15 protein-coding genes are annotated in these 15,559 nt (G+C 37.6%); 12 read left to right on the top strand and 3 right to left on the bottom strand.

What is annotated here, in order from left to right; genetic code table 11:
- Nucleotides 1-21: 21 nt before the first annotated feature.
- Both AC2G3J_RS07435 and ppsR read right to left on the bottom strand, forming a co-directional pair.
- Entirely contained in the window at nucleotides 22-741 is a 720-nt protein-coding gene (locus tag AC2G3J_RS07435; RefSeq protein WP_336954472.1) for a hypothetical protein, read from the bottom strand.
- Nucleotides 742-885: 144 nt separating this feature from the next.
- Nucleotides 886-1,722, bottom strand: coding sequence for a posphoenolpyruvate synthetase regulatory kinase/phosphorylase PpsR (gene ppsR / locus AC2G3J_RS07430; RefSeq protein WP_004719361.1), 837 nt, complete (start codon nucleotides 1,720-1,722; stop codon nucleotides 886-888).
- Nucleotides 1,723-1,876: 154 nt separating this feature from the next.
- Here ppsR and ppsA point away from each other — a divergent pair, with 154 nt between their 5' ends.
- The 9 genes from ppsA to AC2G3J_RS07385 all read left to right on the top strand — a co-directional run bounded on the left by ppsA (nucleotide 1,877) and on the right by AC2G3J_RS07385 (nucleotide 13,585).
- Nucleotides 1,877-4,255 carry a phosphoenolpyruvate synthase gene (gene ppsA, locus AC2G3J_RS07425; RefSeq protein ID WP_056512635.1) on the top strand — a complete coding sequence of 793 codons (2,379 nt, stop codon included), beginning with the start codon at nucleotides 1,877-1,879 and terminating at the stop codon, nucleotides 4,253-4,255.
- A gap of 374 nt (nucleotides 4,256-4,629) precedes the next feature.
- Entirely contained in the window at nucleotides 4,630-5,409 is a 780-nt protein-coding gene (locus AC2G3J_RS07420; protein WP_336954470.1) for an RDD family protein, read from the top strand.
- A 295-nt stretch (nucleotides 5,410-5,704) separates the two neighbouring features.
- Entirely contained in the window at nucleotides 5,705-6,769 is a 1,065-nt protein-coding gene (cyoA, locus tag AC2G3J_RS07415; RefSeq protein WP_336954469.1) for a ubiquinol oxidase subunit II, read from the top strand.
- A gap of 3 nt (nucleotides 6,770-6,772) precedes the next feature.
- Nucleotides 6,773-8,764, top strand: coding sequence for a cytochrome o ubiquinol oxidase subunit I (gene cyoB / locus AC2G3J_RS07410; RefSeq protein WP_004719352.1), 1,992 nt, complete (start codon nucleotides 6,773-6,775; stop codon nucleotides 8,762-8,764).
- A 4-nt stretch (nucleotides 8,765-8,768) separates the two neighbouring features.
- Nucleotides 8,769-9,389, top strand: a complete 621-nt coding sequence (gene cyoC / locus AC2G3J_RS07405) for a cytochrome o ubiquinol oxidase subunit III (protein ID WP_056512630.1) — start codon at nucleotides 8,769-8,771, stop codon at nucleotides 9,387-9,389.
- Nucleotides 9,386-9,712, top strand: a complete 327-nt coding sequence (gene cyoD / locus AC2G3J_RS07400) for a cytochrome o ubiquinol oxidase subunit IV (protein WP_171066910.1) — start codon at nucleotides 9,386-9,388, stop codon at nucleotides 9,710-9,712. Before cyoC ends, cyoD begins: the two co-directional genes overlap by 4 nt.
- Before the next feature lie 6 nt (nucleotides 9,713-9,718).
- On the top strand, nucleotides 9,719-10,597 hold the full coding sequence (gene cyoE / locus AC2G3J_RS07395; RefSeq protein ID WP_004719345.1) for a heme o synthase: 879 nt from the start codon (nucleotides 9,719-9,721) through the stop codon (nucleotides 10,595-10,597).
- A gap of 86 nt (nucleotides 10,598-10,683) precedes the next feature.
- Nucleotides 10,684-12,816, top strand: a complete 2,133-nt coding sequence (locus tag AC2G3J_RS07390) for a PA5441 family protein (RefSeq protein ID WP_483770894.1) — start codon at nucleotides 10,684-10,686, stop codon at nucleotides 12,814-12,816.
- A 7-nt stretch (nucleotides 12,817-12,823) separates the two neighbouring features.
- Entirely contained in the window at nucleotides 12,824-13,585 is a 762-nt protein-coding gene (locus tag AC2G3J_RS07385; protein ID WP_483770893.1) for a DUF3142 domain-containing protein, read from the top strand.
- 100 nt (nucleotides 13,586-13,685) lie between these two features.
- Here AC2G3J_RS07385 and AC2G3J_RS07380 read toward each other — a convergent pair whose 3' ends face one another.
- A complete protein-coding gene (locus AC2G3J_RS07380) occupies nucleotides 13,686-14,171 on the bottom strand; it encodes a hypothetical protein (protein ID WP_483770892.1) in 486 nt (161 codons plus the stop codon).
- 266 nt (nucleotides 14,172-14,437) lie between these two features.
- Here AC2G3J_RS07380 and rpsF point away from each other — a divergent pair, with 266 nt between their 5' ends.
- The 3 genes from rpsF to rplI are packed head-to-tail and all read left to right on the top strand — an operon-like array spanning nucleotide 14,438 to nucleotide 15,519.
- Nucleotides 14,438-14,824 carry a 30S ribosomal protein S6 gene (rpsF, locus tag AC2G3J_RS07375; protein ID WP_336954464.1) on the top strand — a complete coding sequence of 129 codons (387 nt, stop codon included), beginning with the start codon at nucleotides 14,438-14,440 and terminating at the stop codon, nucleotides 14,822-14,824.
- An 11-nt stretch (nucleotides 14,825-14,835) separates the two neighbouring features.
- The gene (gene rpsR / locus AC2G3J_RS07370; RefSeq protein ID WP_004719336.1) at nucleotides 14,836-15,063 is read left to right on the top strand and encodes a 30S ribosomal protein S18; all 228 of its coding nucleotides are present in this window, start codon (nucleotides 14,836-14,838) and stop codon (nucleotides 15,061-15,063) included.
- 9 nt (nucleotides 15,064-15,072) lie between these two features.
- Nucleotides 15,073-15,519 carry a 50S ribosomal protein L9 gene (gene rplI / locus AC2G3J_RS07365; RefSeq protein ID WP_004719333.1) on the top strand — a complete coding sequence of 149 codons (447 nt, stop codon included), beginning with the start codon at nucleotides 15,073-15,075 and terminating at the stop codon, nucleotides 15,517-15,519.
- Nucleotides 15,520-15,559 lie beyond the last annotated feature (40 nt).

Genomic DNA, 15,559 nt, shown 5'->3' with positions numbered 1-15,559 from the left:
TTTTATTTTTTAGATTAACTATTATTTGACAACACCACTATAACGATAACCCTGTGGAGTCTTTTGGTAACGTAAATAGTTATTGGTCAATTTTCCTGAAGCATTCACCACTAATATATCTATATTTTTTAAATCTTTTGAGATACGGATAAAATCATCAGCAGAATGTTCCCATCCCTGACAATCATTTTCAATACCAATTGAATCAAGTTTTTGAGTTTTGGTTTCAAAAATGGGTTGCGCGACAAATTTGCCGTTATTCAACACAAAGGAGTGAATCCGATAGCCCCTTGAACAGGTACTATTAATAAATAGACTGGTGACCAAATAAACATCTTGATTTTTAATTTTGACTTGCACAATTTTATCGATAAATCCAACTTGAGATAACTCTTGGGAAGCAAAAGCATTGCTTTGTTTCACTTGAATTAAACTATATGGTTCTCTCATCGTTCCCCCAGCAGAAACGTCCATCGTATAAAATTTGATTTTTCGATCAGGACTGTAATGGATATCCAGCATATTTTTCTCAGTGAGTTTTGCAAACGAATATGCAAAACTAGATGAATCATTTTTTATTTTATTTTCAATTTCACTAGAAATTTTTTCATTGTACTGATCACATTCACCACGCCCTGAACAAGTTTTTTGATAGTATTTTTCAACCAAACCATTTTCAAAGTTGCTCAATGATTCAACATTGGTTTGTTGTGCAAATATACTTTGTACACTTACAAGCATGAAAAATGAACTTATTTTTAATATCTTATTCATATAACAAATCACACTATAAAAAATAATAAACATAAAAGAAAAAGAGCCAAATTTGATTCAGCTCACTACTGTCCTTACATTACAATACACATCAAAAAACATAATAATGGATTATCCAATACGACGTTTAAGCCCAGTCATCTGTAAAACACGTGTTGAAATCTCTTCAATCGACATCTCTGAAACATTTAAATATTTAATCCCTTCAGAAATATAGATTCCCTCGACTGCACGTAGCTCCATCTGACACTGTGAAAAGCTCGCATAGCGACTATTAGCTTTACGTTCAGAACGAATTGCGACTAAACGTTCAGCATCAATCATCAGGCCAAATAGTTTATTTTTATGCTCCTTCAATACTGCAGGTAAGCGGTTATCGTCCAAATCTTCTTCGGTCAATGGGTAGTTTGCAACCCGAATACCAAACTGTAAAGATAAATAAATTGAAGTGGGTGTTTTACCAGAACGCGATACACCGATCAAAATTAAATCAGCTTTATCATAATGGCGTGTACGTGCGCCATCATCATTATCTAAAGCAAAATGAACAGCATCAATACGTGCTTTATACGACTCAGAATCAGTCACTGCATGTGTTTGTCCGACTAAAGTTGTAGGCGGAGTACCTAAAACGTCGGACAACTTACTGATAAGCCCTTCAAAAACATCAAGATTCACAGCATTTGCAGTGTTAATAATATCTCGAACATAAGGATCAACCAAAGTATCGAATACCAAGGGTTGTTGACCATCTTTATCCGCCCTTTTATTGATTTCTTCGACCACATTCATTGCAGCTTCTTCAGAGGTAATATAGGGAATAATATGGATATCAAACTTTACATGAGGAAATTGCGCTAATAATGAATGCCCAAGGGTTTCAGCCGTAATCGCTGTACCATCAGAAATAAAAAATACGCTCCGCTTTATTTGGTTACTTTCTGACATTAAAAATCTCCTCAAACATTTGTCTTAGCGATGTATAATCTTTATAGTAAGCCCATCTTACATGACTATCACTTAGTTGAATCAAAATGCTAAGTTTTTTGTTATAATTTCATGCCAAGATAGTGATTAATACTGCATAAGTGGAGTAACAACTTTGGAAGCACGCGTAATCGGTCTGGAAAAACTAGGTAAACACGACGTTGAGATCGTGGGTGGTAAAAACTCTTCACTTGGGGAAATGATCAGTCATTTAGCAAATGCTGGCGTATCTGTTCCAGGTGGATTTGCAACGACTGCTGATGCATATCGCGAATTCCTAGAGCAAAGTGGCCTAAATGCTAAAATCAATGCAGAACTTGCAGCATTAAATGTAGATGATGTAATCGCACTTGCAGAAACTGGTGCAAAAATCCGTCAATGGATTGTAGAAACTCCACTTACTACAGGTCTAGAGACTGAAGTTCGCGAAGCATTTGCTGCCCTTTCTAATGGTAATCCTGACATTGCTGTTGCGGTACGTTCTTCTGCAACTGCTGAAGACTTACCAGATGCTTCATTTGCGGGTCAACAAGAAACGTTCTTAAACATTCGTGGAATCGACAACGTTCTCATCGCAATTAAAGAAGTTTTTGCTTCACTTTATAATGACCGTGCCATTGCTTACCGTGTACACCAAAATTTTGCACATGATATTGTTGCGCTTTCTGCTGGTATTCAGCGTATGGTTCGCTCTGAAACAGGCGCTGCAGGTGTAATGTTTACACTTGATACAGAATCTGGTTTCCGTGAAGCAGTATTTATTACTGCTTCTTACGGTTTAGGAGAAATGGTTGTACAAGGTGCAGTAAACCCTGACGAATTCTATGTTTCTAAGCCACTTCTAAGAAATGGCAAACATGCCGTCATTCGCCGTAATCTTGGTTCTAAACACCAAAAAATGATTTATGGTGAAGAAGGTGCTGCGGGTAAATCTGTTGTCGTTGTAGATGTTGAAAAAGCAGATCGTCAACAATTTGCTTTAAATGATTTAGAGCTTCAAGAACTTGCTAAACAAGCATTGATCATTGAAGAACATTATCAAGCACCTATGGATATCGAATGGGCAAAAGACGGTGATGATGATCAAATCTATATCGTTCAAGCACGCCCTGAAACGGTAAAAAGCCGTGAGAATGTCGGCACAATGGAACGTTACCTCCTTAAACAGAAAGGCACGGTTCTTTGTGAGGGTCGTTCAATTGGTCAACGTATTGGTTCTGGTAAAGTTCGTATCGTTACTTCGATTAAAGAAATGGATAAAGTACAAGAAGGTGATGTTCTTGTATCAGACATGACTGACCCAGATTGGGAACCAGTGATGAAACGTGCTGCTGCAATTGTAACTAACCGTGGTGGTCGTACTTGTCATGCTGCAATTATTGCACGTGAACTTGGTGTTCCTGCTATCGTAGGTTGTGGTAATGCAACAGAAGTGCTTGTAGATGGTCAGGAAGTCACTGTTTCTTGTGCCGAAGGTGACACAGGCTTTATTTATGAAGGTGCATTGGATTTCGAAATTCAACGTAATTCTATCGAATCTATGCCTAAACTACCGTTCAAAATTATGATGAACGTCGGTAACCCTGACCGTGCATTTGACTTTGCTCAAATTCCAAACGAAGGGATTGGTCTTGCACGTTTAGAATTCATCATCAACCGTATGATTGGTGTACATCCAAAAGCTTTGTTAAACATTGACAGCCTACCACGCGAAACACGTGCAGCAGTTCTAGCACGTACAGCAGGTTATGCATCACCGATTGAATTCTACGTTGAAAAATTGGTTGAAGGTATTTCTACACTTGCAGCCGCATTTGCTGACAAACCTGTAATTGTTCGTATGTCTGACTTTAAGTCAAATGAATACGCAAACTTGATTGGCGGTAAGCTTTACGAGCCTGAAGAAGAAAACCCAATGCTTGGTTTCCGTGGTGCAAGTCGTTATGTATCTGATAACTTCCGTGACTGCTTCGAACTCGAATGTCGTGCATTGAAAAAAGCACGTGATGAAATGGGTTTAACCAACATTCAAATCATGATTCCTTTTGTACGTACAGTATCTGAAGCGAAACGTGTTATTGAATTATTGGCTCAGAATGGTCTTAGACGTGGTGAGAATGGTCTTAAAGTAATCATGATGTGTGAATTACCAACAAACGCATTACTTGCTGAACAGTTCCTTGAACACTTCGATGGATTCTCTATTGGTTCAAATGACTTAACCCAGTTAACACTTGGTTTAGACCGTGACTCTGGTATTGTTTCTCACTTATTTGATGAACGTGATCCAGCAGTTAAAGCATTACTTTCTATGGCAATTCATGCTTGCCGTAAAGCCGGTAAATATGTAGGTATCTGTGGTCAAGGTCCTTCTGATCACCCTGATCTTGCAAAATGGTTAATGGAACAAGGAATTGAATCTGTTTCATTAAACCCAGACTCAGTTTTAGATACTTGGTTCTTCCTTGCTGAAGAAAAGATTAAACAGTCTTAATCTAATCAGTTAAAAAAGACCCTCAAGCAGGGTCTTTTTTATGTACATTTTTTAAAATTTTGAATTAAGCTATATCAAAGATCTAGTTCAAATTTTCTTACTTTCAGCACAGATATCAATCACTCGATACATGATCGTAAGTTAAAGTTTTCTTCACTTAGGTTAAATGTTAGACCCAGTTTTACAATCAACCCTCTTCTACTAGATAAGTTAAATTTTCTTGATATTTTAAGATTTCGTGTAAATTTAATGTTAATACATTCAAAAATCTAGTATACATAGTGGTTTAAAAAAGTAGGTGAACAAAGTTGCGATTGTGTTCATTTTCATCTACCAATTATGTACTTTTAGATTTATTTTGAGAATTGAGTTTTATGCAAATTTACTTGGCGAGAAATAACCAACAAGCAGGTCCGTATTCAATTGAACAACTGAATCAAATGCTTGCAAGCCAGCAAGTGCTTCTAACGGATTTAGCTTGGCATCAAGGATTAACAGAATGGAAAGCGCTTGGTGAACTTACACAAGGTAAACTCGTTTATGAACCTATTGGTTATGTCTCTCCGACATTATCTACTAGTGAACAAATTGATCCTCAACAAAACCCTGCAATCAAAAATATTAAAATTGAAAAAAGTACAAAAAGAATCACTAAAGCAGCCCCAGTAGGCAAACGAATTTCAGCTAAACTTGTAGATTTTGCCCTATTATTTTTACCGCAAATTATGGCTATCGCTTACTTCATGCCAGAAGATGCGGTCAAAGTTGCTTCAGACGGTTTCTCAGTAGAAAACCAAGTTAAAATTGCAGAAATGATTAGCCAAAGTATGCCAGCTTATCTCAATATTGGTTTGATGGTATTTGTACTCATTCTCTTGATCACTCAATGTTTTATGATTACTAAATTTGGGCAATCTATTGGCAAAAAAATATTCAAACTACAGATTGTTGATGTAAATACCAATCAATTACCAGGTTCTTTAAGAGGCTTTTTTGTTCGTTCATTCTTATTTCTCATTCTGTCACAAATTATGAGTATATTGCCGCTTATCGCCATCATTTTCATTGTTGATTTGTTTATGTTTTTCTCTAAAGAGAATTATGCATTGCATGATCGTATTTCTAAAACCAAAGTTATTGATCTTTCAGAATAATTCAAATGGCGGTTATACCGCCATTTTTAATAGCTAAACATTCAGAAATTAATAATTTATGTTTTTGTTTTCTTTATAATTCCGACTAAAAGTCTCAGGTATTTTTACATCAATATATTCATTCTCTATGTATAGCTAAGTTTGCCGATATGAGGCATAATGCCCTACAACGTAGCGGTGTCAGATCATTGAGAATGTTTTCTATTTAGAAATAATAGTCATTTTCAATCATGCGGCACTTTAATCGCTATCCCATATTTATATAGGGAATGGGACTCTTCACCGAGGTTGTAAAATGAGACAAACGACTTTAGCTGTATTGTCTTTATCTGCGATCACCGCACTCTTAACTGGGTGTGGTGGTGATATAGTACTTCTAAACTCTAAAGGTCCAGTCGCTGAAGGTCAAAGTAGCCTGATGATGACTGCGATTTACTTAATGTTATTGGTCGTAATTCCTTCGATCTTAATGGCATTGTGGTTTGGTTGGAAATATCGCGCGTCAAATAAAGATGCAGACTATAAACCTACATGGGCACACTCTACTGCGATTGAAATTGTAGTATGGGGTATCCCATGTATTATTATTGCTATTCTTGCGTATTTAACATGGTGGGGTTCACACAAATATGACCCTTATAGACCGTTAACAAATACTCAAGGTCAGATGGAAGAACATTTAAAAATTCAAGCAGTCGCTGAACAGTTTAAATGGGTGTTTATCTATCCTGAACAACAAATAGCTACAATTAACGAAGTTCGTTTCCCAGTCAATAAACCAATTGAATTTCAAATCACTTCTAACTTTACAATGAACTCTTTCTTCATTCCTAAGTTAGCAGGTCAGGTTTATGCTATGGCGGGTATGCAAACTAAGTTACATATGCTTGCAGAACACCCAAGTCCAGCAGACGGCTACCGTGGATTCTCAGCGAACTATAGCGGTTACGGCTTTACGCAAATGCGTTTTAGAGCTCATGCTGTTTCAGATGCTGACTTCAACACTTGGGTAGACGCTATTAAAGCAGGTAAAGGTACTTCAATTAATCCTGAAGCGATCCAAAAAACCACGCTTGATGCGACAGAATTTGCTACGCTCAAAGATGGTGATCGTTCTAAACACCAAATTGAAGCAATGCTGAACAATGCGCATACTCCTGAAGAAATTAAAGCTGCACACGAAGCTGAACGTAAAGGTCCATTCCCTACTAAGCCTCATCCTGTGACTTATTATTCTTCAGTTACGCCTGACTTGTTCAAAAGCATCATCAACACTTACATGAGCAACTACCATGGTGCAGACCATGCAGGCGCTGAACATGCAGGTGCTGAACATGCAACTGCTTCTGTAGGGGAATAAGACATGTCTTTGTTATTAGGTAAACTCAATTGGGATGCAATCCCTAAAGAGCCGATTGTACTTGTAACAATGGTCATTATGGCTCTTGGTGCAATTGCAGTTTTCGGTGGTATCACCTATTTCAAAAAATGGGGTTACCTCTGGAATGTATGGTTTAAATCTGTAGACCATAAAAAAATTGGTATTATGTATATTCTTGTGTCTGTTGTGATGCTACTTCGTGGCTTCGCTGATGCAATCATGATGCGTCTTCAACTGTTCCTTGCAAAAGGTGGTGGTGAAGGTTACTTACATCCCGACCATTACGATCAGATCTTCACCGCACATGGTGTAATCATGATCTTCTTCGTAGCAATGGGTCTTGTTGTTGGTATGATGAACATTACTGTACCACTTCAAATTGGTGCACGTGACGTTGCATTCCCATTATTAAACTCTGTGAGCTTCTGGTTATTTGCTGGTGCTGCTGGTTTGATGATGGTTTCTCTAGTATTAGGTGAGTTTGCTGCAACAGGTTGGATGGCATATCCACCTCTTTCTGGCATTCAATATTCTCCTGGTGTTGGTGTTGACTACTATATCTGGGCACTCCAGGTTTCTGGTCTAGGTACGCTTTTAACCGGTGTTAACTTCTTTGTTACCATCATCAAAATGCGTGCACCTGGTATGAAACTTATGGACATGCCGATCTTTACTTGGACTGCACTTTGTACAGCAGTATTGATCATTGCATCGTTCCCAGTATTGACTGCAACAATTGCAATGTTAACACTTGACCGTTACTTCGGTTTCCACTTCTTCACCAATGAGCTTGGCGGTAGCCCAATGCTCTATGTGAACTTGATTTGGACATGGGGTCACCCAGAAGTATATATCTTAGTATTACCTGCTTTTGGTCTTTACTCTGAAATCGTTTCAACGTTCTCTCGTAAAACGTTGTTCGGTTATAAATCTATGGTGTATGCAACGATTGCGATTACAGTACTTGCTTTCGTGGTATGGTTACACCACTTCTTTACCATGGGTGCTGGTGCCAACGTCAACGCGTTCTTCGGTATCATGACCATGATTATTGCGATTCCTACTGGTGTGAAAATCTTCTCATGGTTATTCACTATGTATAAGGGTCGCATTACCTTTACATCACCAATGTACTGGACACTTGGCTTCCTTGTGACTTTCGGTATCGGTGGTTTAACGGGTGTATTGATGGCTGTTCCACCAGCTGACTTCTTAGTACACAATTCGTTATTCTTGATCGCTCACTTCCATAACGTAATTATTGGTGGTGTTGTATTTGGTATGTTCGCGGGTATCACTTTCTACTGGCCAAAAATGTTTGGTTGGAAGTTAAATGAAACTTGGGGTAAAGCATCGTTTTGGTTCTGGTTCTTTGGTTTCTATTTTGCATTCATGCCACTTTATATCCTTGGTTTCATGGGTATGACACGTCGTTTGAATACATATGACAACCCTGAATGGGATCCATACTTAGCAATTGCTTTGTTTGGTGCTGTGCTTGTAGCAATCGGTATTGCTTGTTTCTTAATGCAAGTTATTGTTGGTTTCTTACAACGTCACGACAACATGGACAACACTGGCGATCCATGGGATGGCCGTGTACTTGAATGGTCTACTTCATCCCCTGCTCCGTTCTATAACTTTGCTGAAATTCCAAAAATCAATGGTATTGATACTTTCTGGAATGATAAAGAGAACGGTGTAGCGTATGCACGTCCTGAGAAATATGAAGATATTCATATGCCAACTGATCGTGCTGCTGGTTTTGTTATTGCCTTGTTCATTACAGCAATGGGCTTCGCTTTAATCTGGCATATCTGGTGGTTAGTCGTTGCAACTTTCCTTGGTGCTGTTATCAGCTTCATCGTAAGTTCATTCACTAAAAAAGTGGACTACTACGTACCTGCTGCTGAAGTAGAACGTATCGAAAACGAGCGTTATGCTTTACTTGAAAAACACTTGAAGAAGGACTAAGGATATGGCTGAAGTACTTCATCACGACAACCACGGACACGATGAACATCATCATCACGATGATACAGACATCACCGTCTTTGGTTTCTGGACATACTTGATGAGTGACTTGATTTTATTCGGTACACTCTTCATCGCGTTCGCTGTATTAAGCAGTCATATTCCGCCTGGTACTCCAAGTCCAAAAGAGTTATTTGGCGAGTCTTTAGGTTTCGTACTTGTTGAAACCTTTGCTCTCTTAATTTCTTCTGTGACTTTCGGTTTTGCGGTACTTGCTTCTTACAAGAAAAATGTAAACCAAGTGCTTATGTGGTTAATTATCACTTGGCTCTTTGGTGCAACATTCATCGGTATGGAACTTTATGAATTTAATCATTTAGTTCACGCTGGTCATGGTCCTAGCCACAGTGCGTTTTTGTCTGCGTTCTTTACCCTTGTAGGTACGCACGGTATCCACGTAACATCTGGTTTGGTATGGATGATTGTGTTAATGGTTCAAATCAAGAAAAATGGTTTGACTGTACCAAATACACGTCGTCTTGCTTGCCTAAGTTTGTTCTGGCACTTCCTTGACATCGTTTGGATCTGTGTATTCAGCGTAGTTTATTTACTGGGAGCTTTATAATGAGTCATGATCATAATGCTGCTGGTGCTTCGCACGGAAACATCAAACAATACTCTATCGGCTTCATCCTTTCTGTCGTTTTGACCATCATCCCATTCGGGATGGTGATGAAAGGAATGACTGGTGGTGCAGTTGTTGCAACGATTGCGATCACTGCGATTGCTCAGGTTCTTGTACAATTAGTTTTCTTCTTGCACATGAATTCATCTTCTGAACAACGCTGGAATGTGATTGCATTCATCTATACGATTCTGACGATTGCAGTTCTATTAATTGGTTCTGTATGGATCATGAACTACTTACATTCAAACATGATGCTCTAGGGTGTCATGTTGAAAAAATATCTATTCCTGACTAAGCCAGGAATTCTCTTTGGTAACTTCGTTACCACTTTGGGCGGCTTTTTCTTAGCCGCTCAAGGTTCTGTAGATTTCCTTTTACTTCTCATCACATTACTAGGCACTACGCTTGTCGTTGCCTCTGGCTGTGTGGTGAATAATGTCATTGACCAAGACATTGACCAAAAAATGCAACGTACAATGAATCGTGCGCTTGTCAAAAAAACCATCAGTCCAACAGTTGCTTTAATTTTTTCAGCTGTGCTCGGTTTAATTGGCTTTGCTTTGTTGTGGTTTTTTGTCAACGCCTACGCATTTGGCTTTGCTGTACTCGGCTTTGTTGTGTATGTGATTTTTTATAGTCTTTGGAGTAAACGTACCACCATTCACCAAACTGTGATTGGAAGTATTTCAGGCGCAAGCCCTCCTGTAATTGGATATACTGCTGTTTCCAACGGATTTGATGTTGCTGCTTTGCTGATTTTTTTAGCTTACGCACTTTGGCAAATGCCACATTCTTGGGGAATTGCAATCTACCGATTTGATGATTATAAAAATGCAAATATTCCAATTTTACCTGTAGCTCGTTCAATTTTTCGCACAAAAGTTGAAAGTTTAATATACGTTATTCTGTTTGCTGCAGTTTTAAATGGATTGTATTGTTTTGGCTATACCAACATCTTTTTCCTTATTACCTTTAATGCTTTATGTGCCTATTGGGTATATTTATCGATTATTGGATTTAAAGCTGAAAATGATCAGGTCTGGGCAAAAAAATATTTTTTGTATTCCGTCATTCTAATTACAGCACTCAGTGTGAGCTTTAGTTTTAGTTATGTCTCCCCTGCACCACATTTGCCACTGTTTTAAAAAAAGATAGAGTTCTCTCTATCTTTTTTTTATCTGCATAAATAAAATTAAAATATTAAAATTTTTATTATAACGATAGGCACTTTATGCTTTTTAAAAATAAAACACTGCAATATGCCTTTCTTGTTGGTTTACCTTTGGTTGTTTATCCAACTTCTAGTTTTGCGGGCGCTGCAGAAGAAGTCGCATCACCAACTTTTGACCTAAACAACAATCAATATCGTATATTAAACCTCCCCATACTCTATCCAGCCAATGACAATAGAACCAACATGATGCTACTGCTAAGTGACAAAGGTTTAGCAAGTATCAAAGCATTTGAAGTTGATAAAATGAGTTTATGGGATACTTCTAGTGGCATAGTTCCTTTTTACCCTACTGACTTAACTCAAGCATCTGAAAATAAGATTCCAAATAAACGTGCTTTTTACGATGCAAATGATCACGTCTATGATGAACGCTGTATAACACTAAAATCTGGTGCTGAAGTTTTTCTTCAACAGGTTTCAAATCACAAGAAACTATCTCAAGACGAAAAAAGCAGCTTGTTAGAACAACGAAATCAGATCAAAAATTGTCAACAAAGTATTCCACTGATTCAAGTCAATTCACAATGGACACAGCCCGCTCAACAGTATGCTTCTTATTTAAATGGGATTATTTTATTTTACAAAGCTAACTATTCCTCAGCAACTAAAATATTTACAGCCTTAAGCCAAGTTGATGACCCTTGGTTAAAAGAAACAGCTCAATACATGCTCATCCGCACATCATTAAATGAGCTGTATAGCCAGTCATTAGGAAGTTACGGTGATTTAGATACTCTGAAAGTTGATCAAGCACTTCTTAAAACTTTTTTCAATCGCATTACTGATTATTTTAAACTTTACCCTAAAGGCCAATACGTAGCCAGTGCCAGAGGATTTTTACGCCGAGGCTACTGGATTGCTAATCAACAAGATGCTCTAGTCAAAGAGATGATTTGGCAGATGGATCACCCAAAATCAGATTATTACAATCTCGATATGTCCACATTGGCAGCCGAAATAGATCGCAAGGTATTTGGTTTAGAAAACTTCAACGCAAAAACACTCAACGATCCTTTCTTTTTAGCTATCTATGATCTGATGCATATGCGTCAGAGTGATTCTAAGCAGTACCAGCCAATTAGTTGGTCCGAGTTAAATGCACAAAAAACTGTATTTAAGGAACAACCTGAGCTGTTCCGTTATTTACAAGCTGTTCATTTATATTTTATTCAGAAAAAACCACAAGATGCGTTAAATTATTTACCGAAACAAAAAACCAATTCTATTCAAAATTATTTAGAACTCAGCCAATATACGCTTAAAGGGGTCATTCTTGAAAAAATTAGTGATAAAAATCTGGTTGAACAATATTGGAACCATTTACTCGCAATTTCTGCTAATCCTTATCAAAAAACTTTGGCAGAAGTCGCCCTAGCGATTCACTATAAAAACACCAATAACCAAAATGCCTTTTTAGGAAATCATTCAAAAATCAAACAAGCAACCTTACAGAAAGCATTCATTACTCAAATTGCCGATGTCAAAGCTTTGCAAAGTATCATTATTGCCAAAGACAGTTCAGTTGATAAAAAGAATCTGGCTTTATATACATTACTAGATAAAAGCTTAATGACTCAAAACTATGCGGTATTCAATAAAGCCTTTACCACATGGTTACCTCAAGATGCCTCAGAATACAAAGCATATAACAGCAAAATTAACGCTTATAAGTCAGAACCCCACTTCGAAGTTTTTGTTTGGAATGGTCATGAAATTACACCAACGCTCAAATGCCCTAAATTAAGCACCTTAACAGCTGGTTTAGAAAAAAATCCAAAAAATTTAACTTATCGTTTATGCCTAGGCGAATATATGCGTAATCAAGGCACTGCTTTAGAAATTTTTTATGGTGACTATTACTATGGTCCAAGTTTTAACCAGCCGAAAAATGCCTTTACAGGTGAAACTTTTAGTCGTGGTGAAGTCTATAAAGAAATTATTAAATCAAATTCTAAAAGTGAATTACAAGCTTATGCACTTTATCGCGCTGTTATGTGTTATTCGCCGAGTAGTATAAATGTCTGTGGTGGAAAAGACGCCACAAAATCCACACGTAAACAATGGTACACACAAATTAAACGTGACTATCCAAATACCACATGGGCAAAAACTTTAAAATATTATTGGTAGCTTATTGATGCTTAAACAGTTTTTCTCGGCTCTACTGACAATCCAATGTTGTTTAGGATTAATGGCATGTCAACCGAGTCAATCAGCGGTAACCTCCGATCAGGTCAATGCAAATGACTATGATGCCTTTTGGATTTGGGGAAATATCAAGTCTACGCCTTATTTAAGTAATGCAAAGGAAATCTATATTTTACAAGGTGAAGTTAGACTAGAGAAAAGTTCCAACCATTCTATCTTGATCCAACAAGGCATTTCTGTGGTTAAAATTCCACATCAGAAAGTATGGTTGGTTTTTCGAAATCATCATTTAAATTGGCAAAGCACTGAAATAGAAAATATTTTACAACGCGTCCTACAGTGGGAAAGCGCAGGCAATCACATTCAAGGTATTCAAATTGACTTTGATGTACCAACTAAAAATTTAAAAGCGTATGGCTTATTTCTACAACAGCTTAGAAAGCAGTTACCACAACATTATCAACTTAGCATCACCAGTTTGATGGATTGGGGCAATCTTCGCGATCCAGATACACTTAGGCTATTTAGAGAAAATATTGATGAAATGGTGATTCAAACCTATCAAGGCTCTACGACTATTCCAAATTATCAGGCTTATTTGACTAAGGCTTCAACATTAAAACTGCCTTATAAAATTGGTTTGGTACAACATGGTAAATGGGATCACCAACTTAAATTTGATACTGACCCAAATTTTAAGGGCTTTGTGGTATTTTTATTACGACAAAATAATCGTGAATTAATCCAATAAATATGTGATGGCATCTACATCAATCAAAATCGAATATTTGCACAATAAATAAATTCATGCTTTTATTTTAGTCAATTTAACTTCTAATTGACTAACCAAATTAACTTCCAAAAAAAACTGAATCATGCTCAAACCGAGCAAATAACTCATCCATTTTTCCCGCATATTTCATATCAAGTTGATGCCATAATTTTTTCGGAAGTGGAATAAATTCTAATGTGTCGGAACCATCAGAAGCTTTGCAGAAACGGATTTCATACTCAGGTTGTAAAATTTCATTGAGTGCCCGTAGTGTGGTATCACGATGAGCACCTTTTCCTTGATAAGGAATCAACAATGATTTTTCACCATAATGAATTGTGATACTAAAACCTTGTTGATTATCAGTATCTTCAAGTTCAGCAGACAATTGTCCAGTTTCTAAAATGTTTTCACAATAGCCAATAATTGCATCATCCTCTTCTCTCCAATCCACCACCATGACAATATCATAACGACCATCAAAAACATCAAAGTAGAAATTTTGCGTAGGGTTTTCAATATAAGATTCAATGGTTTCAAGTTTTTCAGCGCTGTAGTTTGTCATTTTAGCTATCCATACTTTTATTCATTTTCAATCTAAATAGGTACAAGATGAAATTCAATCTCGCATCTGTAAAATTTTAGTGGTTATTCCAATAAATATTTGAATATTAAATTGTGTTTGTGCGCAAACTTTCCTATAATAAGCCCTCGCAATTTTTGCGGCACAATCTATTGGCTTTTAAACTGTTGTTTAAAGCTTATGCTGATTGTGACTCCTTGCTTCAATCTTTTTAAGGTTGGGGCTGTATAAACCGTAAGGAGCTGACAATGCGTCACTACGAAATCGTAATTCTGGTACACCCAGACCAAAGCGATCAAGTTGTGGGAATGGTAGAACGCTACATTTCTCACATCAAAGATGCTGAAGGTCAAATTCACCGTCTTGAAGATTGGGGCCGCCGCCAATTGGCTTACCCAATTAACAAAATCCATAAAGCGCACTACATTTTAATGAATCTTGAATGTAATCAAACTACGCTTAATGAATTAGAAGAATTGTTCCGTTATAACGATGCAATCCTTCGTAACGTGATTATCCGTCGTGAAAACGCAATCACTGAAGAATCTTTACTCGCTAAGAGTGCTGAAGAAAAACGTGCGCGTAAAGCTCAACGTGAAGAAGCACAACAAGCTCAAGATTCTGTTGAAGCATAAGGAGAACATCAATGGCACGTTTTTACCGTCGTCGCAAGTTCTGCCGCTTTACAGCTGAGAACGTTACGTACATCGACTACAAAGATATCGACACTTTAAAACAGTACATCACTGAAAACGGCAAGATTGTTCCTAGCCGTATTACAGGTACTAAAGCTCGTTACCAACGTCAATTAGCGCTTGCTATTAAACAAGCTCGCTACTTAGCGTTGATTCCTTACACTGACAATCATAAGTGAGGTTGAGCCGTGGATATTATTTTATTACAACGCATTAAAAACCTTGGTAAATTAGGCGATAAAGTTTCAGTTAAAGCTGGTTACGGCCGTAACTACCTTATCCCTCAAGGTAAAGCAGTTGCAGCGACTGAAGCGAATACTGCTGCTTTTGAAGCTCGTCGTGCAGAACTTGAGAAAGGTGAAGCTGAAGTTTTAGCTGCTGCTCAAGCACGTGCTGACCAATTGAACGAAGTAAACATCGTTATCACCGCGAAAGCTGGTGATGAAGGTAAATTATTCGGTTCAATCGGTACTCGTGATATCGCTGACGCGTTAACAAATGCTGGTCTTGTTGTTGACCGTGCTGAAGTTCGTTTACCGAACGGTGCACTTCGTCACACTGGCGAATTTAACATCGCAATCCAATTGCATCATGATGTTACTGCTGAAGTTCTCGTTACAATCGTATCTGAGTAATTTCTTGCAGAAAAAAAGAGCATACTTTTGTATGCTCTTT

The sequence above is a fragment of the Acinetobacter legionensis genome, from assembly GCF_057165765.1.
Note: the sequence above shows the minus strand (reverse complement) of the source record. Positions and strands in the feature narration are given on the sequence as shown.